This is a genomic window from Planctopirus sp. SH287, assembly GCF_056500625.1.
In genome coordinates this window covers 591,336-615,980 of the sequence record NZ_CM151403.1, presented here as the reverse complement: position 1 = coordinate 615,980, position 24,645 = coordinate 591,336, and the positions used below count along the sequence as shown (strand labels likewise).

Sequence of the window (24,645 nt, the reverse complement as noted above, 5' to 3'; positions counted from 1 at the left end):
TTGAAGTCGGCCAGGGACTGGCCGTAAGTAAGAATTGGGGATTTCTACTGACAAAATCCTACAGTGGATTGCGCATTATGGAAATTGCCTTTCCAGAAGATCTTTTGGTTTGGTGAACTTCGATCAGTGGGATTTTATGTCCAGAAGTGCATAAGAACGTCTGGCCACATTCACAAAATTGGCACAGAGATTCAGGTCTTTCACTCCCGGCGAGACTTCCACTCCACTGGCCGTATCGACCCCCTCGGGACGAACCTGACAAATCCCCTCTGCAACATTTTCCGGAGTCAATCCCCCCGCGAGAACCAATGGTGTCGCACCGAGGATCTGCTGCCAGTTGCCGAGTAATTCCCAGGGAGCCTTATGACCAGTCCCGCCATATAGCACCGTATTCTCTGACCCCTGGACAATGCTGGTGGCCGTGCTGGTGCCAGCGCTGGAGTTCTTTTCAAGGCGGGCATCGATGAAGATGCGGTCGTAGCGATGGCCTTGACTGGCCAGTTCCGTCAGATGCTCCTTGACGAGTGACAACCCTTCCGCTCCCACTCGAAACGCACGATATAGCCGGATCTTTGGCAGCTGCTTCCTTAATTCTGGAACAATGGTCGTCGGTTCGTCGCCGTGCAACTGGATGGCATGCAGTTTCACCGAGGTCGTCATACTCACCAGCGTTTCGACACTCTCATTCACAAAGACACCAACGGCTTCCACGCCTGGGGCCATCGCCTGCTGGATCAATCGGGCTTGTGACACACTCACTGAACGAGGTGATTTCGCATAGAAATTGATGCCGATTGCCGAAAGCCCCAGTTGAGAGATTGCAGCCGCTTGATCAGGCAACGTGATGCCACAGATTTTGATGTAAGGCATATTTTCAGGCATGTGATGATGATCAATCCGCTGAGAATGATTTGCATTCGCCTCAGTTATTTCCCACTTATCACAAAAAGAGGTGATAACAGAGTATAGGCAGATCACAGTCATCCGGGCAGATTCCCACGAAGGAAGCAACAAGAGTTTTTCTGAAGGGTCGGGCGTGGTGAGAGCGATTTAGCTCACTCAGTGCCGTGTCACGGCTTTGTCTTCGGGTTGATGTCGCCGCAACGTCCTCCGTTGTCGGACTTAACAACAGAAGAGACCCCAATTTTATACTTTGACAATGCACTCAGTCTCACACACCACTTGCCGATCTCGGCTATTTGTGCTTCGATCTGGGAGCATGTCATTGTTGCCCGCTTGAGATTTCCCAGGAAGTCTGCCAAGCCAGATCCCTTCAACCAGGTGCCGCATGAGCGATTACGAGAAACTGGGTGTCTTTTATCTGGGCCGCGAATACGACGTTGGCGAGGGCAAGCTCAGCGATACCCCGGTGCTCTACGATTCCCGTGATCTCACCACCCATGCGTTATGTGTCGGGATGACGGGGAGCGGCAAGACGGGATTGTGCCTTTCACTGCTGGAAGAAGCTGCCATTGATGGCCTGCCCGCCATTTGCATTGATCCCAAGGGTGACTTGGGGAATCTGCTGCTGACGTTTCCTCAACTCAAGCCAGCCGACTTCAAACCCTGGATTGATTCGGGCGAGGCAACCCGCAAAGGAATGACGGTCGACGAACTGGCAGCCAAGACCGCTGTTACCTGGAAAGAAGGACTGGCGGATTGGGATCAACCCCCCGAGAGAATCGCCAGGTTTCGAGACTCCGCCGATGTCTGCATCTATACACCGGGCAGCACGATCGGCGTTCCCTTAACGATTCTGAAATCCCTTTCGGCACCTCCCCAGATCATTCGCGACAATGCCGAAGCGTTCCGTGAGCGTATTGGCAGTGCTGTGTCGGGCTTATTGGCACTTCTGGGTGTTGATGCTGATCCCTTGCGAAGCCGAGAGCATATTCTGCTTTCCACGCTTGTCGAGCGGGCCTGGAAGGACGGGCAAAATCTGGAATTGGGCCGGCTGATTCGCGATATCCAGCAACCGCCGTTCGATCGGGTGGGCTTTCTTGATCTTGAAAGTTTCTTCCCGGCTAAAGATCGCTTCTCCTTTGCGATGACATTGAACAACCTGTTGGCATCGCCGGGATTCCAAGCCTGGATGACGGGGGAACCGCTCGACATTCAGCGACTGCTTTATACCCCCGAAGGCAAGCCACGCATTGCCATTCTCTCGATTTCGCACCTGACCGATGCCGAACGCATGTTCTTCGTGACGATTCTGTTGGGCGAAGTTGTCAGCTGGATGCGAGCACAGTCTGGCACGACTGCGCTACGCGCACTGCTCTATATGGACGAAATTTTTGGCTACTTCCCTCCCACTGCCAATCCTCCCAGTAAGCAGCCCATGCTGACGCTCCTCAAGCAGGCACGGGCCTATGGCCTGGGTTGCGTGCTGGCGACACAGAATCCGGTCGACCTTGATTACAAGGGACTCTCAAACTGCGGCACCTGGCTGATTGGCCGGCTTCAAACTGAGCGGGACAAACTCCGCGTACTGGATGGGCTGGAAGGGGCGTCGACTTCAACCGGGCACTCCTTCAACCGCAGCGCCATGGAAAAGTTGATTTCATCGCTGGGAAATCGCGTTTTTCTGATGAACAACGTGCACGATGATCGACCGACGGTGTTCCAGACGCGATGGGCGCTGTCGTACTTGCGCGGGCCACTCAGTCGAGAACAGATTCAACAATTGATGAGCGAACGGAAGGCCTTGTCTCTAACGGACGAATCGGCCTCCACCTGGCATGCGGATGCCATCACTGGAAGCCGGCCCGTATTGCCGCCGGAAGTTCCCGAAGTCATTGTCGAACGGCACGGATCGATTGGTGCTGGTGAAAAGCTCATTTACCACCCGGCTCTCTATGCCACCGCACGCGTCCATTTCACTCAGACATCCGGTGGAATTGATGAGTGGCAGACGGTATCGATGCTCATGCCGACTCATGAAGGGGATGCACTCAGTTGGGAAACCGCCGAAGAGCTGGACGAAGAACTGACGCTGACAAGCGAGCCTGAGGCCAGTGGGACGTTCACTCAACCACCGGCAGAGCTTTTCCGGGCCAAGAGCTATACCACACAAGGGACAGCCATCAAGGAGTTCCTTTACCGAACGAGAAAGCTCTCTTTATTCAAATGCACCGATCCCAAAGGGATTTCTTTACCGGGAGAATCAGAAGGAGACTTCCGTCAACGGCTGGATCAAGGGCATCGCGAACAACGAGAGCTGGAAAAGGCCAAAATTCAGGCGAAATATCAATCCAAACTGCAAACGCTGGAAGATCGCTTGCGCCGGGCCGAGCATGCGGCTGAAAAGCAAAAAAGCCAGGCCAATTCTCAAACCCTGTCAGCGGTGATCAGTTTTGGGACATCCCTGCTGGGAGCTTTGACCAGCCGCCGGAAATTAAGCACGACCAATCTGTCACGAGCCGCGACCTCTGCTCGGGCCGCCTCGCGCGTGATGGAAGAACGTGGGGATGTCGGGCGTGCTCAGGAAACCGTGGAAGCGGTTCAATCACAGATCCATCAACTGCAGGATGACTTTCAGCACGAACTGGATGAAGTGGTCGGCCTCGATCCTTCAAAGTATGTCGTGGACGAAACGCAACTCACCCCGAAGAAGTCCGACATGAAAGTGGAGCGGATGGTCCTGGCGTGGGTGCCGTTCAAGCAGGATCGGACAGGGAAGATTCTCCCCATCTGGTCGTAAGGCTAAACAATCATCCCCTCACGCACCGTCTGTATCAACACTCGGTACACGGCTGTGTGTGGAGGGGGAGGAAAACCGATATTTGCGGATGTGGCACAGGTGGTGCGTTGTACCAACTCTATTTCTGGTAGCTGACGGTCACGTTCGTGCGAATTCCGCCGCGAGGTGTAAATTGCGCCGTGAGTGTCATGCTCCGCGGTGATGTCACGGCGACCAGGTCGTCGAGGATCATGTTGGTGACCCGCTCATAGAAAGCTCCGTGATTACGGTAAGCCTGTAAGTACATCTTGAGCGATTTCAGCTCGAAGCATTTTTCATCAGGGACATAAGTGATGATTAGCGTGCCGTAATCGGGTTGGCCGGTCTTGGGGCAGAGTGAGGTAAACTCCGGGCAGACGGTTTCAATGGAATAGTCCCGCTCCGGACAGGGATTGGGAAACGTTTCGAGAATACCCAGAAACTCAGAAGTCATCGACTCAATCTCGCTACAGAAACTTCGCCCATGCGGGAACCTCTCCCACACTGAAGCGTCAGATCAACAACTTATTTTATGACGGCCGTCCAGAAAAAACATCAAAACCCGATTCAGAAGAAGCTCGGGAGTGGATGAACGGAAGGCTGAAAAAGATTTCCCATCCCCGAAAGCGGCCTGATTCGCGGAAAGAGGACTTACGCGGGAGGTTCAGAAGGTGGCGTGAATTTGGGAGCGCTGGCGACCACCGGTTCATCATCATCCGATGATGTTGGGCGTGAAGAGCGTGTCGGCTCAGGCTGAGAATAGACGGCACTTTGAACGTCGTCGGTAATGCCGGACATTCCCTTTTTGAATTCCGTCAGCCCCTTACCGAGGCTACGGGCCACTTCGGGCAATTTCTTACCGAAGAGAAGCAATGCGATGATCCCGACGACCATCATTTCCTGCCAGCCAGGTCCGCCGAACATATCGTAACCCTTTCCTGATTAATAGCTTAGAGTAAAAATCGTAATAACAGCTCAACGCCTCACCAAGTCACGGCCTTAAGCCTTAGCTTCGCGATCATCGAGCTTGTCAGATTCTTCTTCGCCTTCTTTGGTCCCCTTTTTGAATTCTGTCACACTCTGGCCCAGCGAGCGCATTACGCTTGGAAGCCGGTTGCCAAAAAGCAGCAGCACGATTGCCAGGACAATCAAAAGTTCCCAACCACCAGGGATTCCGGGCATGATTTTCTCCACTTCAAAAACCAGCGTCTTTTCGCCGGTCGGGCTTCAAAAACCCTGTGTTGTTTGCGAGTGATGTCGTGAGTCTTGGCCGTGATTCTTCTGAATGCTGATCAATTTCCGGAAGATCGTTGCGGGACGGGATGGCGCCATTTCTTACTGAAGAAACCGCGCGGGAGTTCCCGGACGAGCAAAGAATTCCTCTGGTGCAAAGCCTCTTGATGCAAAGACAGTGATAACTCAGTACGTGTCTTGCCACAAATCAGGAGGAGGATTCTTGCAACAAATTGTTGCCGTGCCTTTAAGCAGCATCAGATTCAGACGTCACCAGAGAGAGAATCGGGGGAGATATCCACCAAAACCCTTCTCTTGAATCGTTTTATGACGTCAGGCCAAGCGTATCAACAGCCTTGGTCACCACTGAGTCGCGCGGCTGCTTCAGCAACACCACCAGCGGAGTAACTCCCATGATCACATCTTCAAGAGCCAATGTCAATTCTATCCATTGATTCATGCCCACTTGAGGGCATCACAACTCAGATACGGGATTGACGGCATTGTACGTGGCGGAAACCCACGTTTATTAAAAATGATGTTGGGGTTTTGGTGAGGTAAAAAAAATGGGCACCGGTATGATACCGGTGCCGCGGGGATTGGGGGGGACTTTAACACGAACAGAGGGGACAGGCTGGGTTGCCTGGGTTAGCGATCCGTATCAACCAGGGAGATGGTCGAGGAGACGGCCGCAGGAGGGGTTTCAGTGTTCGATGAGCGAGCGACCCAACGGTGAGTTCGCACAATCGAAGGTGTTTCAGTGGGTGCCGCCAGTGGTTTCTGTGGCACAATACGAGGTTCTTCCTGATCAAAAACGGTCTTCAGCGAAGCGGTCATGACCACCCCCTTAGACTTGGTTGAGTTCGGTTCTGATCCTGATGGCTTGGGGGCATCAGCCGTCGGCCCGTTAATTGGCGTGGGCTGCGACTGAATCGGATGACTGATCTTGCTGGCGGGAAGTCCGCCACCGGCTGACCGGCTATTATCGGGCCGATCCGGATCGGCCCGATTGAGTTCATCGCGATTGGCACTGCGGCTGCGAATATCAGTCGCTGAGCGTGAAAAGTTAGGATCAACTGTCGGTGCCAGCACCGTTTGGTTCCCCCATACTGGGGCACCCCAGGCGGTTGCTGTGCCGCCGCCCATCGGAGCGAAGGCCATCTGGCTGCCGATAGGTACTGTTCGCATGACGGTGATTGGCCGCATGGCTGTCACTTCTTCGTCGACATAGCGGACATCGTTCACAGCGACTTTGCGGGTCGACTGCTTGGCCACCATGGTGGTGACGTTGTAAGCGACCTGACGTGTTCCCTGAATCGCCACCTGACGAGTCACAGGAACGGTCTGCACGCAAGTCTTGGCAACATATTCCCGACGTGCGGTGTAGGGAGGAGTAAACGTATTGCTGACCGTTTGAGTAGTGCGGTTCCACCAGCCGGCCATGCCAGGGCGGCTATCTCGTTCGCAGGGAGACGGCCGGCAGTTTGGCTCATACTTGGTGACCCAGTAACCCATGTTGCGGGTCTGAGTTCGCATTTCCGTCACGTTCTGATACGAAACCGTCGGAACTTCGCAGGTCTTCTGCTCAGTGACAGGAACGTACTCAGTGACGGGTTGGTCGACGTAACGAGTTTCGACAATCGGTCGGCGGACAGTCTGCTTGACCTGTTGAAACTCGGTGACGGGCACCGTTTGATAACAGGTCTGCATCACAGGCTGCTGAACCACTTCGCAGCTTTGAACTGGAGCACATGTGCCACAGTTGTTAAAGCTGGCCGATTGGAACATCGGCGGTGGCGACCAGCTGGAAGCCCCTGTGTTGCAGGTACTACAATTTGAATTGCCTCCAAACCATTGTGCGTTAACACTGGCCTGTGGGGCGAGAACAGCAAGCGAAGCCCAGAGGGCAATTGAAAAACGAGGCATGGGCGCCTTCCTGTGACGGAAAGAACAGATCTGTGCCGGAATAGCGAGACAGGTATCGCGAGGGGAGGCGAGAGTTGACGTTGACTACTCGCAAGAAGAATGCACGCGACCAGATACGAATCCGGCCTGCGACCCCACCACGAGTCATCAAGTCCACACCACTGAAGATCACCCGTTGTCATCCATGACTCTTGGCGTCGGCGTTGTGTGTGGGCGGGTTGTAGGTGAACCCGCAGAACAGGTCAAGATGTTCCGGCAAGAACCGCCAAACTCTTAAATATCGCCTGTTTTACAGCGAAAACATGAATCTTTTTCTCCGATTGTCTTTCGGCAGAAACTGCAAAATGGCAAAAATTATCGCAGTTTTTTCCGGTCGTTTGCCCAATCCCATTGGCGCTCCCCACAATCAGTTCAAGAAAACAAAATTTCACTCGCTGCGACCTTCAGCAACCGATCATCAGCCGGGATGTTGCGGGGTCGTGCTCTTGATGACAGGTCAATTTGATGAAGCCGTTACGGATTGCATTCCTGGGTGCCGGGCCTCTGGCGCTGCCAGTCTTTCAAGGCTTATGTGCTGCTGGCAGATATGATGTCGCTGCGCTGGTGACACAGCCCTCCAAGGTCGGGAAAGGGCATCATCATCACGAAAACCCGTTGATCACAATCGCTCAGGAGTATGACGTTCCTGTTTATCAGCCTGATCGCATTCGTGATGCCGAGCATGTGGAATGGCTGCGACAAAAAGAACTCGAGCTGTCAGTCGTGGCTGCATACGGCCAGATCCTTTCTCAAAAGGTGCTGGATCTTCCCAGGCTGGGGACGATCAACGTGCATGCCTCGCTGCTACCCAAATACCGCGGGGCCACCCCGATTCATGCGGCTGTACTCGCGGGGGATGAAGAAGCAGGCGTCACAATCATTCAACTGGTGTTGAAGCTGGATGCCGGGCCGATGCTGGGTGTTGAGCGTCTGGTGCTGGGGCCGCTGGAAACGACTGGCTCGCTGGAACGTCGACTGGCGGAGTTGGCTGTGCCATTGACCTTGAGAGTGATCGATCAACTGGGTGCCGGGACATGCACGCCGGTCATACAAGATGAGGCACTGGTGACCCATGTGGGCAAGCTGACTAAACAGGATGGCTTGATCGACTGGTCGAAGTCAGCCATTGAAATTGAACGTCATGTTCGGGGAATGCAGCCCTGGCCCGGGCCTTTCACCTGGCTTCATTCCGAAGGAAAACCACCCGTCCGTATCGTGATTCTTCAAGGGGCACCTCACGATGCGTCTTCATCGCTTAATACCTCGAGAAAAACATCTCAAACGACGATTGGCGAACTCCACGTTTGCGACCATTCTCTTCTGGTGACGACGGGAGCCGGTTTGCTGGAAATCATCACGCTGCAACCCGAAGGAAAACGGGCGATGGCGGCGAGTGATTACCTGCGCGGCCGCCCGGTGCATTCCGGCGACCGTTTTGGCAGCCAGTTGCCATAGGCGGCTTATTAAGAGAAACGGAGATGAACCCCAGTGTCGCATGGTCTTGGCATAAAAAGCGGCTGAACCCATTGAGAACAACAGGTTCAGCCGCCATGACTTATTTCAGTTTGATATGTGCGATGACCTTCGAGAGTCACTTACTTCGCGGCTTTTTCGGGTTCTACAAAAAAGCGGTGAATCGTCGTCTGGCGATATTCTTCGCCGGGTCGCAACACTGTGGAAGGGAACTCGGGACGGTTCGGTGAATCGGGGAAGTGCTGGGCTTCCAGGCAGAACGCCCCCTGCTTGACGGCGTTGCCAGTTTCTGCGGAGCCATTCAGGTGATTTCCTGTATAAAGCTGAATCCCGGGTTCTGTCGTTTCAATCTCCAGACCACGGCCTGATTTGGGATCATAGACGCGGGCCGCTTTCCTGAGTTCACCCGGCTTGCCATTGATCACATAGCAATGGTCATAGCCTCCACCGCCGTTGACGGTCTGACCAATCTCATTACCAATCGCATGAGGCTTGCGGAAATCCATCGCGGTTCCAGCCACAGGGGCAACCTCACCCGTCGGAATGGCCCCTTCATCAACGGGCAGATAGCCATCACAATTCAACTCCAGCACTTGATCCAGCACCGTTCCATTCCCTGCTCCTGCCAGATTCCAGTAGCAGTGATTTGTCAAATTGAGAACGGTGGCCTTATCGGTGCTGGCCGTATAATCAATGCGAAGCTCATTTTGAGGAGTTAATGAGTAAACCACGGTCGTTGTCAAAGCACCGGGGTAACCTTCATCGCCATCGGGACTGGTATGAGTGAAACTGACACCAGCCGCCTCATTGTTGCTGAATGCCTCACCTTTCCAGATGGCTTTATTGAAGCCGGCTTTTCCACCATGGATGGTGTGCTGCCCATTATTCCTGGCCAGAGAATATTCTACGTCATCCAGTTTGAAGCTGGCATTGGCAATCCGATTGGCATAGCGACCGCAAGTGACACCAAAGTAGGGGCCGTTCTTGAGGTAACCCGACAGATCAGGAAAGTTCAACGTGACGTTCGCCAGTTCACCATGACGATCTGGAACTTCGACGGAAGTGACAGTGGCCCCCAGATTGATCAACGTCACCTTCATTCCCGCTTCGTTGAGCAGGACATACGAAGTGATCGCGTCACCTTCGGGTGTCGTTCCATAAGGTTCAGCTTGAGCAGTGAGCATCGGAATCCCTTTCGTCGCGGCCGTTTCCGCAGGATCAATAGATGTGGTTCCTGATTCCAGTTTTCCGCTGGAGTCAGGGGAGGTCTTCAGTGGTGTTCCGGGGCAACCTGCAAGAAATATCAGCGAGAGTAAGGCAGTGCTTGTGAATGTCGTCCGTGGCATTTTCTGCACCAACGTCACCAGCCACTGACGAACAGGAAAAACCTCTCCACGACCGGTCGCAAAGAGAGCAGCAGACAAGCGGTAGGGCCAATTCATGTTTCTGACTCCGGTTGATCGACGATGGAAACGACATCTTGAATGCCCTTCGGTCGCAAAAGGTTGCCAACCGAAGGATCCGCTCGTTGAGAGAAAGAGCAATGATTCGTCGTGATTAATGCGGCATATCCTGTGGATAAGTCACGGTTTCCGTCAAGTGGCTGAAAAAAAGAGCCTCGTGCCGTGTCACGGCTTTGTCTTCGGGTTGATGTCGCCACAACGTCCTCCGTTGTCGGACTTAACTATAGAAGAGACCCGAGTTTTAGACTTTGACTATGCACTTGTGATAAGGCTGAAAGCCAGAGAAGACCTCTGGCATGACTGCTTATTAGAAAAAACCATGGCCCACCTCTCACGGAATGTCACAACTCCGCAGGCATCAAACGGAGTGGAAATACGCTTTCGATCCAAGAAGGGGGAGAGCGACAATTCGGGTACGAAAATTCATCAAGTTTTTTTTGCGGGAATCGGCTCGCAGCGCAGTAATATGAATGACTGGTGAATTCGCAACAGATTCACCAGAAGTTCACACAGATTCCAAGGCCCCTATCGCTTTGCGAATGAAGGTGACGGTAATCTTTGAGAGGAGGTTCAGGCAGGAACATTCATGCAGAGTCTGTGAACTGATTGTGGCAATTTCCCTGGTTTTTCGCTGATTTTTCCGGACTGTGGGATGGAGCCTCCCCAAAAGTTGACGATTAAGAAATTTTTTGACAAACATTCCCCCCATTTTGGCGTTCCTGCTCGTATCTGTTGAGAGAGTGAGGAAAGCCCATGAGCCCAACCATGCCGCGGATTGACGTTCCGCAAGACACGAGCGACGATTTTGATTCCATTGGGTGTGAAGCCCGTTTGGTGGAGTCGGCGCGCACGGGATGTGAGGACGCCTTTGCCGAACTGGTGCATCGCTACCAGCGGCGGGTGCAGCGGGTCATTGGCCGCTTTGTTTCGGACGACGAAACCGTCGCCGATTTGACGCAGGAAACTTTCCTGCGATCGTTTGTGCGGCTTTCTCAGTTTGACCCCTCGCGGCGGTTTGGGCCATGGCTCTTTCAGATTGCCGTTAATTTGACTCTGGATCATCTGCGGCAACGAAAACGCCGCATCTGGTGGTCACTGTTCAGCCAGACATCTCAGGAGCGTGCTCCCGATCCCGAGATGGCAGACCCACGGGCCAAGCTGGATTTACAGCAGGAAGTTCAGGCTGTTCTGGAGCAGATTCCCGAGAAATACCGGACAGTTCTGGTGCTGAGGGATCTGGAGAACTTTTCGACATCGGAAATTGCCGCAGTTCTGGGACGGACAGAAGCCACCATTCGCTGGAGATTGTCGGAAGCGAGACAACGCTTCAGTGTGTTGTGGGCGAAACGGGGAGCCGAGGCGGGGATTTCCTCACCATGGGCCAAGGCTGATCCCTCCACAGAAGATGACCAGTCCCCCGGTAGAATTGATGACTGAGCGGGATCGATGATTGAACGGGATCGATAACTGAAGAGGGTCTGACTCAAGTGAAATCAGCTTCTCGGAATAATTGAGCAAGCGTCGTTTTGAAGATGTGCAGGTGCGATGATGGATTGTAAACAACTCAAATACACTCTAGCCCTTCTTGTGGGCGGAGATGAGGATGCCAGTGAGGGAACACCCTCCACTGAGCAATCTCCACTGCTTGAAGAACCACAGGCTGATGAATTCACAAACCTGGCCAAGACCAAACAAAATATCGTGGCAGGATTGCCACCCGAGGCTCTGGATCATCTGAGCCATTGCGAATCATGTCATGAATGTCTGGAGAATCTCCTCTCCGGGATCGCTTCCTTGCGAACACTGGCCAAGCAGGGGCAGTTAGCTGACGCCTCTTCAACACGCCTTATTCCGCCAGTGGTGTCTTCTCTTCCTTCGATGGAATCCAGCCAGGGAAATCACGTGCAGATTCCAGTCACACTCCAGTCTCTGGCCAATCGATTGCCCGAACGAACGTCGTCCGCTCTGGCGCTAAAGACCTGGGCAGAGATGAAACAGAGTGCGGCTCAGGGATCTGCCGGTACACATCGATGGCAATCCTCGGGACGGATGGCGGGAAAGCCAGTGACGGGAAAAGCAGGTTCTTATCAACCAGCCAGTTCCGGGTGGTATCCGGCGATGGCGGCCTTAGCTGCCAGCATGCTGGTAGCCGCCACATTGTCGAATCCTCTCTGGCAATCCGACGGTGGTTCTGGCGACATTGTCTCCACCCGCAACCTGTTCGGTGATCCCGCGTTCCAACATGCGAGAGGTCTCGCAACGGGTCAAGGCGTGCGTTCCGTCAGCATGGAACCGCCTTCTTCAGTGATCGAAGAACAGATGCCTCCCGTCATCCCTCAATTTTCTGAGGAGCCAGAAAAAGAAACGCCATCGCGCGAGTAGTGCACTCAGAGACATCCGCATCGCTAAAAGATAAGGCGGTCTGAAGCAAAAGTAGAATTGATCGTATCAAGACATCTGGCAAGCCTCGCTTGCAGCATCGAAAGAAAGTGTCGGCACGTGACCGACCAACGGGAGAGGTGGGCGGCCTTTGGGTCGCCCACCTTTTTTTACGCACTGACTGATTGTCACCAAACAATCTGTGAACGACGACTGATACGAATCGCAACTTGAAATGGCGCGTTGATGATCGCAAAAATATGTTTGCCAAAAGCTGCAAGCACGGCTCCCGGCCATCTCAACAGTGCCTAACCACCACAAGACGCGCTGGGAGGGTCGAATGCTCAAGCGATTTTTTGCGATGCTTAAAACTCTCCGATGACGTTTCCGTCGCGTCGATTGGCGATGTTTTGCCATGTCGCGCGATTAATGTTGTCGCTGACGAACCGCACCGCACCATCTGCCAGCAGCAGGTGGACACCGCCGGTATGTTTACTGCGGGCAGCACTCGCCCCACCGATCGCATTGTTGCTGCAATCGTAGATGCCATCCGGATCACTCGGGGCGGCTGAACGTTTGAAGTTGGGTGTGTTGAGGGACGAATAATGCCAGGCGGGATCAATCCCTCCAAAGAACCAGGAAAAGCCCCGGTTCGTGGTGCGGGTGGCCCCGCTGGCAATCCCCGTACCGTTGCAGTACGTTTCACCTGCCGGGCTGGCCTGATGATAGAGTGTCGAGCCGACCAGTGATTCCGAAACCAGTGATGTATTTGATGTTCCGTCGGTGATGCCAGCAATAGTCGAATAGCTGTTGGAGGCAAAGACGCCGCGCTGAGTATCGTTGTTTTGCAGGCACGCATACCAGGTGGTGTTACCATTGGGATTTGGGTTAATTGGTGTAGCTGTACTTCCGCCCCCGCCGCGAACGTCGTCGTCCGAGCCTCCGCCGCCAACACTGGCGACGTAGTTTGTCGGGGCATAGGCCGCATAACCTGTCATGCTGCGATTTCCCGGATCACTTGGGCAGCGATAACCGGGAATCTCCGTTCCAAAGACCGCGCTGTTGGCAGCGTTGTTACTTTGAACCAGGGAGAAATTGATCTTGTTATAGAGAGGGGCCTGATCGATGTTCGGCAGAATGCGTGCCAGCCACGCCGATTGATGACTGCTGTAAATCGGATAGGCCACATCGTTTCCATAGAGAGAGCCAATCGGAAACCGTCCGTACACGTCATGATAGTTATGCAGGGCAAGTCCAAGTTGTTTCAGATTGTTGCGACACTGGGTCCGTCGGGCCGCTTCGCGCGCCTGTTGCACCGCCGGGAGGAGGAGTGCAATCAGGATGGCGATGATGGCAATCACCACGAGGAGTTCAATCAGCGTAAAGCCAGACGATGGCCGTCGGCGAGCCAGGGACTGAGACATAGAACGACCTTAAAACAATGGAATAGGCTAAAAACGAACAGGAAACCGTGCATAATCACGGTGGAAATTATTTTTTGCTATCTAACAGAAAATCAAAGGTGTTCTGAGCACCCTTTTTCACATCGGCTGTTAAGGTCGTTTTCGCGTTATATTTTGCGGGCAGATACTGCTCGACCTCATCGACTTCTTCACCCATGATGGTTTTCGTTTTCTTGCCGCTCTTTCTTGTGGCGGTGATTTGCACGACATTGATGCCGGCTGTGGGGCCATTGCTGCCAGAAGCGGAATAGCGGCCATCCTTGATCGGGACTTGTACGGGGGGGCCAGTCACACCTGCTTCAGGGATAAACTGAATCAGCCCTTCTGAAACAGGCTGACCATCCAGAGTTACGGCCCCCTGCACCGCCGAGCGGACGACACCATCGCCCCCGCCACAGCCGCTCAACGCCAACATCAGCCCCATGAGCAATATCCGGGGCGGTGCCAGAAGAAGTCCCCTGAAATTTCTGCTTGGAAACGTCATAAAATCGACCTTGTTCCTACAAACCGTTCCATGCCATATCTCCTTAGGAGACAGGCTTTTTCTGACGTCACCGGTCTGAGTTTATCACAAAGGTTCATTGATCGAATGATCAGAATCGAAGGGATCTTTTATACAGTCTAGCCACGCCACATCCCTACCGCAAGATCTGCAATCATGCGCGCGAGTTAGTATTAGCACGCGTGAGCAGCGCGGTCGTATTGCCGGCTCCCCCTTGCTTTTACGCTTCTAAACAACGTCAACGAGGGGAAAAAGCGGCTCCGAAAGGCCAGCCTTTTTGACAGCAAACGCCACCAACGAATCTATCGCCTTCTAGCGGCGCAACACCTCAGACTTTACCACCAGAGCGAAGCCAGTTGATATGTGACGAACGCACCGGCATAAGCCAGCAGCGTCATGTACACAAAGGAAAAGACGGCCCATTTCCAACTGCCCGCTTCCCGACTGATCACCATCAGCGTGGCGGCACATTGAGCACACAGCGCAAAGAAGATCATCACGGAAAGGGCGACGGGGATGTTGAACACCGGAGTCCCATCGGCGTGAGTCGAACGGCTCAATGCGTCGTGCAGCGGCACGGACTCTTCGTCAATTCCCTCGCCCAGATTATAAATCACCCCCAGCGTGGCCACGATCACTTCACGAGCCGGGAACGAAGCCAGCACACCCACGCCAATCCGCCAGTCCCAACCGAGTGGCCTCACCACAGGTTCAATGGCATGGCCTGTCATCCCCAGAAAGCTCACTTCCTGCAAGTGGCCCTGCTCTGCATGTAACGCCTCAACGATGCCATCGTAATCTTTAAGCTGTGTCTGTAACTCTTCGAGTCGGAACTTGACGGCGGCAATCTCAGTGGCTGGAGGCACTGGATCTGTTTCCAGTGTCACCAGCAATTCTTCCGTCTCCGTCCGATCAGAAATTTGCTGGGCATACTGGCTCTCAGCGGCTTCCATCTCACCGATGAGCTGACGCTCCTTAGTGCGATCGCCGGGGAAGTAATTGAGTCCCCAAATGACAATCGACGTCATGAGAATGAGAGTCCCCGCACGCACCACGAAAGCGGCGGCTCGATCATAGACCCGTTGAATGACCGTCCAGGGGGATGGCCACTTGTAAGCCGGCAGTTCCATCACGAAAGGCGGGGTCGCTCCGGGAAAGAGCGTTTTCTTGAGAATCCAGGCGACGGGAATCGCCACGATGGCGCCTAATGAAATGAATCCCATCAACACCAAAGAGCGAAGATCGACCCAGCCATTGAAATAGGTGATTGCGGGGATAAACGCACCAATGAGCAGACTGTAAACCGGCAGGCGGGCTGAGCAACTCATCAGCGGCGCCACCAGAATCGTGACCATGCGATCACGGCGATTCTCTATCACACGGGTGGCCATCACTCCGGGAATCGCACACGCGAACGAGGACATGAGGGGGACGAACGATTTGCCGCTGAGACCGACACGGGTCATTAGTCGATCCATGAGGAAGGCGGCGCGTGCCAGATAGCCGCAGTCTTCCAGAATCGAGATGAACAGAAACAGCAGCACAATTTGCGGCAGGAAGACCAGCACCCCGCCCACTCCCGCAATAATTCCATCAGTCAACAGACTGCGAAGCGGGCCGCGAGACATCTGCGAACCGACAAGCCCCTGAAGCCAGCCAAACGTTTCTTCAAGGGCACCCATCATGGGGTCAGCACCTCGGAAGAGCATCTGAAACATGACGAACATGATCATCACAAAGATCACGAGGCCAAAGACGCTGTGAGTCAGCCAGGCATCGATCTTTTCCGACAACTGCCCCACTTTGCGTTCGGGCCGGGTTTCCAGACCACTGAGCCACTGGCGAATCGCGGCGTATCGGCAACGCGGTTCAATTCCACTCATTCGGTAGCCGGTCGCGGAGACTCCCTCTCGCAGGCGCAACAGATGGCCAGCCAACTCGGGCCAACGGGCCACTTCACTCTGTTCAATCTGCCCCCCCACATCGAGCAGCAGCCGGGAAATGAACGGGCGTTGATAAGTCGGAGAGCGCTGCCTCATCAAGGCGAGCAGTTCATCAACGGCGGCTTCAAATGCTGTGGGAAAGATGGACTCAGGGGATGTGGTTGGGGGCGAAGTCGCTGGCCCACTGCTGGCTGAGTTGGCCGTACCAGACACAGCGGAAGAGAATTCAAAGATGGCGGCTTCTACTCGAGCCACACTCTCACGCCGGTGAGCATTGCAGAAGACCACAGGGACATGCAGTCGTCGCGAAAGTTCCTCGGCATCGAGTTTGAGGCCGGCCTTGTCGGCCATGTCGATCATGTTCACAACCAGCAGCATGGGCAGGCCAAGGTCGCGAACCTGTGAGAACAGATACAAATTTCGCTCGAGGTTCGTGGCATCCACGATGCAGACCACGCCCTCCAGGTGCCCCACTTCGGGTTGCTGCCCCAAAAGGACATCGACCGTGACGCGCTCATCATCTGAACGTGCCGACAGGCTGTACGTGCCGGGGAGATCGATCAGCATCACCTCATGAGGTGCCCGCCTGAGCCTGCCCAGCTTCATCTCGACGGTCACGCCGGGAAAATTTCCCGTTCGTGTATGCACGCCCGTCAAAGCTGAGAAGAGTGTGCTTTTGCCAATGTTGGGATTCCCGACAACAGCCAGATGCGGCAATCGATCAACGACCGGAGGCATAATTCAGAGCACCTTCCCACGGAGTGGCTTCAGTTGATGAGTCGCAGGGTCGAAGGTCAGCGGGCTGACCGGTCAGCCGCATGACGGGCAAGAGTTTCAGGCAAGTTCAATCGTCACACGCTGGGCCTCAGCCTTACGCACCGACAGGTGATAACCTTGCAGGCGAATTTCGAGCGGATCGCCAAAGGGTGCCCGGCCGATGTATTCAATCGATGCGCCGGGGAGTACCCCCATTTCCATCAGACGCAGTGCCAGGGCATCGTCACCCGTCACATCACTGACGAGAGCTTTCTGGCCAATTTCCAGCTGATCAAGAGTCAGAGACATCAGAGTGTTATCGCCCAAAGGTGAAGGAAATTCTGGAGGTCAAAGGAGATTCGACCTTTTCAATACGCATTGCAGGCGGGTGTGAACGGCGTCATGGCGGTGATCCTCAGTCGCAGCCTTCACTCAGGCAGTCATCACTCAGTAAAGGCCATGACAGGGAACACTGTGATCTTGCCATCACGGATGCAACTCAACCAGCACTGTGGCCAATTCCGTTGTCCTTAAAGAAATCTGATGACCATCCGTCGCGAGAATACAGGGAGAGCCAGCACGCACCATTCGCACATTGGCACCAATTGTCAGGCCAATTTCCTGCAACCGTGTCAGAAACGTGGTATCACCGTCGACATCGACAATTCGGGCCGATTCGCCTACCGCTAAACAATCCAACGGAACCACATAACTCATGGGACTTCCTTACAGACCGCCAGTCATTGAGACTAAATCTCAAGATAAGGCTATAATAGGGCGATGGCTGCGTCTTCGGTAGATCTGCCTGTCAGGAGTTACTGCAAATGTGGGAAACAATTTTCGTGGTCGGCATTGTTCTGGGGGCGGCCGGATTACTGCTGCGAACTTTTATCCGCGGGGTGACAAAAACCGAAGCCGGCTGCGGGAGTTGCCGGGGCTGCGGATCAGGGACATCCGACCAGTGTTTTTCGTGTCCCCCTGATTCTTCCGACAATTCCGCTGGCTCCCCTTCCGTCGAAACACCCAATGGAAAACGACTTCCTCTGGTTTCGCTGGACATCTCACCAATTTCACAGAAGTGAACGGCATCGACCCGTCTTTGTGTGATTCGTGCTCTGAAGCTGGCCATTCCCATCAGCCAGCCCCTCTGATAGTCAATCCCCGATTGATCCATTGCACATGCTTCTCGCAAGGGAGATCACATGGCAAGGATCGGCCCAGGCGATAACCGGATCGCTCTAAGTCTCTGAAATGACTATCGCTGCGGAAATCACTTCTTGACACCTCGCAAGTTCTTCTTGGGGTAATCATCAACATTCTGACAATAAGCACACGACCTTATTAGTGGGGCCTCCTGGAATGTCGAACGAGGCCATCGCCTCTTATCGCCTTTTGAAATGATGAAATTTCGAAAAATATTCAGACACAACAAAAAGGCTGCGATTTGCGACGGAGTGTCAATTTGTCGTCGCCCCCTTATTTTTCAAGGAGAATCTTGACAAGTCTTATCCGCCCCCTATTCTAAAGCAATCCAATTGGCCGATATCCGCGTAGTTGTATTATTTGAAATTGCGATAGAGGGGTTCCGGGTGCTGGAGCTGCGGGAAATTGAGATCTTTTGCGAAGTCGCTTTTCAGCGCAGCTTTTCCAAAGCGGCGCGGGCGCTTGGCATTTCTCAGCCTGTCGTCAGCGAAACCGTCAGGTCTCTTGAAGGTCGGTTGGGCGAACAATTGATCGATCGCACAACACGTCCCCTCGATCTGACTCCTGCGGGTAAGCTGGTGGTGGATGCTGGACGCGATTTGCTCGATCGCGCCCGCCGCCTGGATGACAGCGTGAGACAGCTGAAGGATAAAGTGGTTGGCACCGTTCGTGTGGCAGCCATCTATTCAGTCGGCCTGCTGCAAATGGGGGCTTATGTTCGGCAGTTTGAACGGCTCTATCCCGATGCCGCTCTCGAACTTCGATATCTCCACCCGGCGACGGTGATTGAAAGCGTGGCCGAGGAATTGACCGATCTGGGGATTGTTTCCTTCGCCCCCCGTCGGCCGGAAATCACCTGCATTCCCTGGCAGGAACAAGAGATTGCACTGATTGTCTATTCCGGGCACCGCCTGGCGAACCGTGCCAGAATTCGTGCTCGGGAACTGGACGGAGAATCTTTGGTCGCTTACACACCGGAACTTCAGGTGCGTAATGAAATGGATCGCTGGTTGAAGCAGGCGCGGGTCTCGGTTGAAATCAGTCACGAGTTCGACAACATCGAGAACATCAAGCGGGCCGTAGAAATCGGTTCGGGCGTGGCGCTTTTGCCACTTCCCACCGTGCGTCGTGAATTGGAAATTGGTTCGCTCAAAGCCATCCCGCTGGAGGATGTGCGGTGGGTTCGACCGCTGGGCATCATTCATAAAAAGCATAAACAACTGACAACCGCAGCTCAGCGATTCCTCGATTTGCTGCATCAAAACCCTGAAACTTTTCTGTTTGGCAATTCTGTTCAAGCCTCCTCGCTGGCCACGACTGGCCTTCTGGGAAGCACTCACAATTCTAAATCTTCGGCAGTCATTGCGCCCGCATCTGTCGGAGGCCCCCCTGCCTCGGGGGGGATTTCTCCAGTCACTGTCTCAACCTCAGGAGGAGTTCCCTCTGAGGAGAAAGCGGCTGCGGCTGTCACCTCCAGTAAATAATGTCCGTGTCTTTTGAAATGGATTGGCCACACTTCACCGGGGTCACATTCCTGTCCGTTTGCGTCATCGATCTGTGTTTTTTGCCAGCTGTTTTTTGATGCCATCTGAATATTCGCGATGGAACAGTCCGTGTCTGAATTCCGTGTTTAATACGGAGTTCAAAACGGTGGGTTCCGTATCAGACTTGCTTGTTTTTGAACTTTTTTGTGAGAGTTTCTGAGATGAATGACTTCCTGGACGCCTCCTGCGATCTTGCCGGCTCCTCGGCATCTATCCACGATCTGGGGCCGGTCGCAGCAAGTTCAAAAATTGCGTCACCTTACGACGAAAGCATCTTCGCGCCCGGCGGGATCCCCAAGGCCAACGGCCTCTATGATCCTGACAACGAGCACGATAGCTGCGGCGTGGGCTTCGTCGCGCACATCAAGGGACAGCGGTCTCATCAGATTGTGGTGGATGCTGACCGTATTCTGCGGCACATGGCTCACCGCGGTGCTTGCGGTTGCGAAGAAAATACGGGTGATGGTGCCGGGATGCTCACCGGCATCCCTTACCAATTCCTCAAGCGCGTGGTTCGCAAGGATCTGGCGACTGAACTTCCTCCCGAAGGCCGTTTTGGTATCGGGCTGGTCTTCCTGCCAACTGATCCTGAACAGCGCCGGGTTTGCAAGGAAACCGTCGCTGAGATTATCCGTCAGCAAGGACAGACGCTCATTGGCTGGCGTAAGGTGCCTGTTGAACCGGATAAGGCTGATATTGGCCCATCGGCTCGCGCTGTGATGCCTGTTTTTGAACACCTGATTGTCGGGGCTGCTGAGGGCGTTTCCGAAGAAGCATTCACCCGCCAGTTGTTTGTGATTCGCAAGCGGGCCAGTCATGCCATTCGCGAGGGTTCTCTCCCTCAGGCGCTGATGTTCTATATCTGCTCACTTTCTCCCAAAGTCCTGATTTACAAGGGAATGCTCACTCCCGAACAGGTCTGTAACTTCTTCGTTGACCTGTTAGAAGAAGATTACGTCAGTCATCTGGCGATGGTACACTCGCGGTTCTCGACGAACACCTTCCCCAGTTGGGATCGTGCACATCCACAGCGTTACGTGGCACATAACGGCGAAATCAATACCGTCCGCGGCAACGGCAACTGGATGTTCGCACGCCAGGGGATGATGAAGAGTGAACTCTTCGGCGACGACCTGGAAAAACTCTTCCCGCTGGTCGAGCCTTACTGTTCTGATTCAGGCAATTTTGATAACGCGCTGGAAATGCTTGTTGCCAGCGGCCGCAGCCTGCCTGAAGCCGTCATGATGATGATTCCTGAAGCGTGGCAGAACCACGATTCCATGCCCGAAGACAAGCGGGCGTTTTATGAATACCACTCCGCATTGCAGGAACCATGGGATGGGCCGGCTTCGGTGAGCTTCACCGATGGGGATATCATCGGCGCCACGCTGGATCGTAACGGCTTGCGTCCCAGCCGGTTCTATGTCACTCACGACGACCGCGTGGTCATGGCCAGCGAAGTGGGCGTGCTCGAAATTGAACCAGAAAACGTGAAGATGAAGGGACGCCTGCAACCCGGCAAGATGTTCCTCGTCGATTTCCGTCAGGGACGCCTCATCCCTGATGAAGAACTGAAGCGCGATTACGCCAACCGTCGCCCTTATCGGCAATGGCTGGAAGAGCAGCGCATTCAACTCAGTGAACTCCCTCCATTCCCGGCGTTTGATCGCCTCAGCGGCCAGACGCTGCTCTCGCACATGCAGGCGTTTGGTTACACCACGGAAACGTTGCAGTTCATGCTCGTTCCGATGATCAAAACCAAGAAGGACCCACTGGGTTCGATGGGTGATGACACCGCCCTGGCCTGCCTGAGCGATCAACCTCGTCTGCTCTATGATTACTTCAAACAACTGTTCGCCCAGGTGACCAATCCTCCGATCGATTCGACTCGGGAAGAGGTCATCATGTCGCTGGAATGTTATATCGGGCCGGAAGGGAACCTGCTGGAAACAACGGCCCAGCAGTGCCACCGCCTGGCTGTGCCACATCCGATCCTGACTAACGAAGAACTGGCTTCATTGGCCCATCTCGATTACCGGGGCTGGAAGTCCAAGATCATCGACATCACTTATCCCAAGAAGGACGGCGTGAAAGGGCTTAAACCCGCTCTTGATCGCGTTCGTCAGGAAGTTTCCCAGGCGATTCAGGATGGCTTTGGGCTGGTCATTCTTTCCGATCGTGAAATGGGTGCGGATCGTCTCCCGATCAGTGCGCTGCTCGCCACCGGTGCCGTGCATCATCATCTGGTGCATAGCGAAGAACGAACAAAAATCGGCCTGATTGTTGAAACGGGCGAAGCGCGTGAAGTCCATCACTTCTGCCTGCTGGTGGGATATGGTGCCGACGCCATCAATCCTTACATGGCCTTTGAAGCGCTCTGGCAGCTTCAGGACGAGGGGGAACTGGAAGGTGACTGGACTCACGAGCAGATCACTGCGGCTTATCGCAAAGCCACCAAGCAGGGGATCCTCAAAGTCATGGCCAAGATGGGGATCTCCACCCTGGCCAGCTATAAGGGTGCCCAGATTTTTGAAGCGGTGGGAATCTCGGATGAAGTCATTCAGGAATGCTTCCGGGGAACAGCCAGCCGCATCAAGGGGGTGAACTTTGAAATTCTGGCCGAGGAAGCTGTTCGCCGTCATGAACTGGGTTACCCCAGCCGTGGCAATGAGAAGCTGCCTGTGCTGCCAAACTTTGGTTTAATGCACTGGCGGGCGACTGGTGAAAAGCATGCCTGGAACCCTCACAATATCGCCAATCTTCAGCGGGCCGCCCGACAAGGTGACAAGCAGGCGTACAAAGACTTTTCCAAGATGGTTAACGAACAAACGGTTCGTGAATGTCATCTGCGGGGACTGCTCAAGTTCAAGGCCAGTACGCCTGTGCCGCTGGATGAAGTCGAGTCCGTGGCTTCTATCGTCAAACGGTTCTGCACCGGGGCGATGAGCTTTGGCTCGATCTCGGCTGCTGCCCATGAATCGCTGGCAATTGCCATGAACCGCATTGGTGGCAAGAGCAACACGGGCGAAGGGGGCGAGGACTACTCTCGTTTCCTGCCGATGGAATCTGGGGATTCCAAGCGATCTGCCATCAAGCAGGTGGCTTCGGGACGGTTCGGTGTGACGAGCTATTACTTGACCAACGCCGACGAAATTCAGATCAAGATTTCGCAGGGTGCCAAGCCCGGTGAAGGGGGAGAACTGCCCGGCCACAAGGTCGATCAGGTCATCGCCGCCACCCGGCACTCAACACCGGGCGTGGGTCTCATCAGTCCGCCGCCACATCACGATATTTATTCGATTGAAGATCTTTCGCAGTTGATTTTCGATCTGAAGAACTCCAACCCTTCGGCACGCATCAGCGTGAAGCTGGTTTCGGAAGTGGGTGTGGGAACGATTGCTGCCGGTGTGGCGAAGGGCCATGCCGACAACATTCTGATTTCAGGCGATAGTGGTGGTACAGGGGCTTCTCCGATCACCAGTATCAAGCATGCGGGGCTGCCCTGGGAACTCGGGATTGCCGAAACCCATCAGACGCTGGTGCTTAACAACCTCCGCAGTCGTGTGCGATTGCAGACCGACGGTCAGATCAAGACCGGTCGGGATGTTGTGATCGGCATTCTGCTGGGGGCTGAAGAAATCGGCTTTGCTACGGCTCCGCTGATCGCTCTGGGTTGCATCATGATGCGCAAGTGTCATCTGAATACCTGCCCCGTCGGGATCGCCACTCAGGATCCGGAACTCAAGGCCAAGTTTACTGGTGAGCCAGAGCATGTCATCAACTACCTGTTCATGGTGGCTGAAGAAGCTCGTGAAATCATGGCGGAACTCGGCTTCCGAACTGTCAACGAGATGGTTGGTCGCAGCGATCTTCTGGAATACAACAATTCCGTGGATCACTGGAAAGCCAAACACCTCGATCTGACTCCAATTCTGACGCTGGCCCGCAAGCCTCATCCCGATGTTGAAACCTATTGCACCATTTCGCAGAAGCATGGAATGGAACTGCAACTGGACAATGAACTGATCCGTGAGTGCAAGCCCGCACTGGAGGATGGGAAGCGGGTTGAACTGGCGATTGGTGTGCAGAACATTGACCGCGCTCTGGGCACCATGCTCAGTCACGAGGTCTCCAAGAAGTGGGGGGCCAAGGGCTTGCCCGATGGCACCATTCACATTCGTTGTAAAGGTTCAGCCGGACAGAGTGTCGGGGCCTGGCTTGCTCATGGGATTACCATCGAAGTGGAAGGCGATGCCAACGATTTTGTTGGTAAGGGGCTTTCAGGTGGTCGGGTCATCATCTACCCACCCAAGAATTCCACGTTTGTCCCCGAAGAGAACATTATCATCGGCAACGTCGCTCTCTATGGGGCGGTTCAAGGTGAGCTGTTTGTGCGGGGACGCGCTGCCGAACGATTCTGTGTCCGTAACTCAGGGGCCATCTGCGTTGTCGAAGGGGTGGGCGACCACGGTCTGGAATATATGACCGGTGGACGTGCTGTCATCCTCGGGCCAACGGGACGCAACTTCGCTGCGGGGATGTCCGGCGGTGTGGCTTATGTCTACGACCCGAACGATCTGCTGCTGGGGAACTGCAACCTCGAAATGGTCGAGCTTGAAAAAGTGGAGGAGGAAGCGGATCGGGCAGAACTGCTGGATCTGGTTCACCGACACCTTGAGCACACGGAATCGACTGTTGCTAAAGCTCTCATCGCACGCTGGGAGTCAGCCCTGGGACAATTCAAGAAGGTCATGCCTGTCGATTACAAGCGGGCATTGGCCGATCGCAAAAAACTGGCTCAACAGGAAGTTCTCGCAACTCCCGCAAGTTAAGCAGAACTCCATTTGAAACCCTCTGCGAGAGCCACCTGCTGTCGCAGAGGGGAACTTGGTGCCACTCTGCGTTTTTCTGGTGAATTTGCCTGATGTCGGTCATGTGGCCAATTCCAATGTGACCGACTTATCACCATCCTTTGACTCAAATTTTGCTGTGGCCAGTTGTCG

The 24,645-nt window shown here is 54.3% G+C and carries 18 protein-coding genes; 7 read left to right on the top strand and 11 right to left on the bottom strand.

Annotated features, from left to right (window positions below):
* Window positions 1-123: 123 nt before the first annotated feature.
* Window positions 124-882, bottom strand: coding sequence for a phosphoribosylanthranilate isomerase (locus SH287x_RS02240; protein WP_479516816.1), 759 nt, complete (start codon window positions 880-882; stop codon window positions 124-126).
* Between the two features lie 406 nt (window positions 883-1,288).
* Between SH287x_RS02240 and SH287x_RS02235 the strand changes: the two genes are divergently transcribed.
* Window positions 1,289-3,700, top strand: coding sequence for a helicase HerA domain-containing protein (locus tag SH287x_RS02235; protein ID WP_479516815.1), 2,412 nt, complete (start codon window positions 1,289-1,291; stop codon window positions 3,698-3,700).
* Between the two features lie 118 nt (window positions 3,701-3,818).
* On the opposite strand, the gene queF is transcribed toward SH287x_RS02235, so the two are convergent.
* The 4 genes from queF to SH287x_RS02215 all read right to left on the bottom strand — a co-directional run bounded on the left by queF (window position 3,819) and on the right by SH287x_RS02215 (window position 6,877).
* Entirely contained in the window at window positions 3,819-4,172 is a 354-nt protein-coding gene (queF, locus tag SH287x_RS02230) for a preQ(1) synthase (protein ID WP_479516814.1), read from the bottom strand.
* Window positions 4,173-4,369: 197 nt separating this feature from the next.
* On the bottom strand, window positions 4,370-4,642 hold the full coding sequence (locus tag SH287x_RS02225) for a Sec-independent protein translocase subunit TatA/TatB (RefSeq protein WP_479516813.1): 273 nt from the start codon (window positions 4,640-4,642) through the stop codon (window positions 4,370-4,372).
* Between the two features lie 75 nt (window positions 4,643-4,717).
* The gene (gene tatA / locus SH287x_RS02220; protein WP_479516812.1) at window positions 4,718-4,900 is read right to left on the bottom strand and encodes a twin-arginine translocase TatA/TatE family subunit; all 183 of its coding nucleotides are present in this window, start codon (window positions 4,898-4,900) and stop codon (window positions 4,718-4,720) included.
* 699 nt (window positions 4,901-5,599) lie between these two features.
* A complete protein-coding gene (locus tag SH287x_RS02215) occupies window positions 5,600-6,877 on the bottom strand; it encodes a hypothetical protein (RefSeq protein WP_479516811.1) in 1,278 nt (425 codons plus the stop codon).
* A gap of 504 nt (window positions 6,878-7,381) precedes the next feature.
* Between SH287x_RS02215 and fmt the strand changes: the two genes are divergently transcribed.
* Window positions 7,382-8,371, top strand: a complete 990-nt coding sequence (gene fmt, locus SH287x_RS02210) for a methionyl-tRNA formyltransferase (RefSeq protein WP_479516810.1) — start codon at window positions 7,382-7,384, stop codon at window positions 8,369-8,371.
* Between the two features lie 140 nt (window positions 8,372-8,511).
* Here fmt and SH287x_RS02205 read toward each other — a convergent pair whose 3' ends face one another.
* On the bottom strand, window positions 8,512-9,831 hold the full coding sequence (locus SH287x_RS02205; RefSeq protein ID WP_479516809.1) for an aldose epimerase family protein: 1,320 nt from the start codon (window positions 9,829-9,831) through the stop codon (window positions 8,512-8,514).
* 774 nt (window positions 9,832-10,605) lie between these two features.
* On the opposite strand from SH287x_RS02205, the gene SH287x_RS02200 reads away from it, so the two are divergent.
* Together SH287x_RS02200 and SH287x_RS02195 are read left to right on the top strand one after the other, a co-directional pair.
* Window positions 10,606-11,289 carry an RNA polymerase sigma factor gene (locus tag SH287x_RS02200; protein ID WP_479516808.1) on the top strand — a complete coding sequence of 228 codons (684 nt, stop codon included), beginning with the start codon at window positions 10,606-10,608 and terminating at the stop codon, window positions 11,287-11,289.
* A 108-nt stretch (window positions 11,290-11,397) separates the two neighbouring features.
* Window positions 11,398-12,234: a hypothetical protein gene (locus tag SH287x_RS02195; protein WP_479516807.1), complete on the top strand. Its 837-nt coding sequence runs from the start codon at window positions 11,398-11,400 to the stop codon at window positions 12,232-12,234.
* 362 nt (window positions 12,235-12,596) lie between these two features.
* On the opposite strand, the gene SH287x_RS02190 is transcribed toward SH287x_RS02195, so the two are convergent.
* The 5 genes from SH287x_RS02190 to SH287x_RS02170 all read right to left on the bottom strand — a co-directional run bounded on the left by SH287x_RS02190 (window position 12,597) and on the right by SH287x_RS02170 (window position 17,612).
* Window positions 12,597-13,655, bottom strand: coding sequence for a DUF1559 domain-containing protein (locus SH287x_RS02190; protein WP_479516806.1), 1,059 nt, complete (start codon window positions 13,653-13,655; stop codon window positions 12,597-12,599).
* A 67-nt stretch (window positions 13,656-13,722) separates the two neighbouring features.
* Entirely contained in the window at window positions 13,723-14,118 is a 396-nt protein-coding gene (locus SH287x_RS02185) for a hypothetical protein (protein ID WP_479516805.1), read from the bottom strand.
* A 413-nt stretch (window positions 14,119-14,531) separates the two neighbouring features.
* Window positions 14,532-16,877, bottom strand: a complete 2,346-nt coding sequence (gene feoB / locus SH287x_RS02180; protein ID WP_479516804.1) for a ferrous iron transport protein B — start codon at window positions 16,875-16,877, stop codon at window positions 14,532-14,534.
* Between the two features lie 96 nt (window positions 16,878-16,973).
* Complete coding sequence (locus tag SH287x_RS02175) at window positions 16,974-17,204, bottom strand: FeoA family protein (RefSeq protein ID WP_479516803.1); 231 nt, start codon at window positions 17,202-17,204, stop codon at window positions 16,974-16,976.
* Window positions 17,205-17,381: 177 nt separating this feature from the next.
* Entirely contained in the window at window positions 17,382-17,612 is a 231-nt protein-coding gene (locus tag SH287x_RS02170; protein ID WP_479516802.1) for a FeoA family protein, read from the bottom strand.
* A 107-nt stretch (window positions 17,613-17,719) separates the two neighbouring features.
* Here SH287x_RS02170 and SH287x_RS02165 point away from each other — a divergent pair, with 107 nt between their 5' ends.
* From SH287x_RS02165 to gltB, 3 genes are all read left to right on the top strand, one after another.
* A complete protein-coding gene (locus SH287x_RS02165) occupies window positions 17,720-17,977 on the top strand; it encodes a FeoB-associated Cys-rich membrane protein (RefSeq protein WP_479516801.1) in 258 nt (85 codons plus the stop codon).
* Between the two features lie 453 nt (window positions 17,978-18,430).
* Window positions 18,431-19,582: a LysR family transcriptional regulator gene (locus tag SH287x_RS02160; RefSeq protein WP_479516800.1), complete on the top strand. Its 1,152-nt coding sequence runs from the start codon at window positions 18,431-18,433 to the stop codon at window positions 19,580-19,582.
* A gap of 221 nt (window positions 19,583-19,803) precedes the next feature.
* A complete protein-coding gene (gene gltB / locus SH287x_RS02155; protein ID WP_479516799.1) occupies window positions 19,804-24,474 on the top strand; it encodes a glutamate synthase large subunit in 4,671 nt (1,556 codons plus the stop codon).
* Window positions 24,475-24,645 lie beyond the last annotated feature (171 nt).

Bases quoted from the DNA above. Each gene is read 5' to 3' on its own strand.
- SH287x_RS02240 (WP_479516816.1), bottom strand. From the start codon at position 882: ATGCCTGAAAATATGCCTTACATCAAAATCTGTGGCATCACGTTGCCT.
- SH287x_RS02235 (WP_479516815.1), top strand. From the start codon at position 1,289: ATGAGCGATTACGAGAAACTGGGTGTCTTTTATCTGGGCCGCGAATAC.
- queF (WP_479516814.1), bottom strand. From the start codon at position 4,172: ATGACTTCTGAGTTTCTGGGTATTCTCGAAACGTTTCCCAATCCCTGT.
- SH287x_RS02225 (WP_479516813.1), bottom strand. From the start codon at position 4,642: ATGTTCGGCGGACCTGGCTGGCAGGAAATGATGGTCGTCGGGATCATC.
- tatA (WP_479516812.1), bottom strand. From the start codon at position 4,900: ATGCCCGGAATCCCTGGTGGTTGGGAACTTTTGATTGTCCTGGCAATC.
- SH287x_RS02215 (WP_479516811.1), bottom strand. From the start codon at position 6,877: ATGCCTCGTTTTTCAATTGCCCTCTGGGCTTCGCTTGCTGTTCTCGCC.
- fmt (WP_479516810.1), top strand. From the start codon at position 7,382: ATGAAGCCGTTACGGATTGCATTCCTGGGTGCCGGGCCTCTGGCGCTG.
- SH287x_RS02205 (WP_479516809.1), bottom strand. From the start codon at position 9,831: ATGAATTGGCCCTACCGCTTGTCTGCTGCTCTCTTTGCGACCGGTCGT.
- SH287x_RS02200 (WP_479516808.1), top strand. From the start codon at position 10,606: ATGAGCCCAACCATGCCGCGGATTGACGTTCCGCAAGACACGAGCGAC.
- SH287x_RS02195 (WP_479516807.1), top strand. From the start codon at position 11,398: ATGATGGATTGTAAACAACTCAAATACACTCTAGCCCTTCTTGTGGGC.
- SH287x_RS02190 (WP_479516806.1), bottom strand. From the start codon at position 13,655: ATGTCTCAGTCCCTGGCTCGCCGACGGCCATCGTCTGGCTTTACGCTG.
- SH287x_RS02185 (WP_479516805.1), bottom strand. From the start codon at position 14,118: ATGGGGCTGATGTTGGCGTTGAGCGGCTGTGGCGGGGGCGATGGTGTC.
- feoB (WP_479516804.1), bottom strand. From the start codon at position 16,877: ATGCCTCCGGTCGTTGATCGATTGCCGCATCTGGCTGTTGTCGGGAAT.
- SH287x_RS02175 (WP_479516803.1), bottom strand. From the start codon at position 17,204: ATGTCTCTGACTCTTGATCAGCTGGAAATTGGCCAGAAAGCTCTCGTC.
- SH287x_RS02170 (WP_479516802.1), bottom strand. From the start codon at position 17,612: ATGAGTTATGTGGTTCCGTTGGATTGTTTAGCGGTAGGCGAATCGGCC.
- SH287x_RS02165 (WP_479516801.1), top strand. From the start codon at position 17,720: ATGTGGGAAACAATTTTCGTGGTCGGCATTGTTCTGGGGGCGGCCGGA.
- gltB (WP_479516799.1), top strand. From the start codon at position 19,804: ATGAATGACTTCCTGGACGCCTCCTGCGATCTTGCCGGCTCCTCGGCA.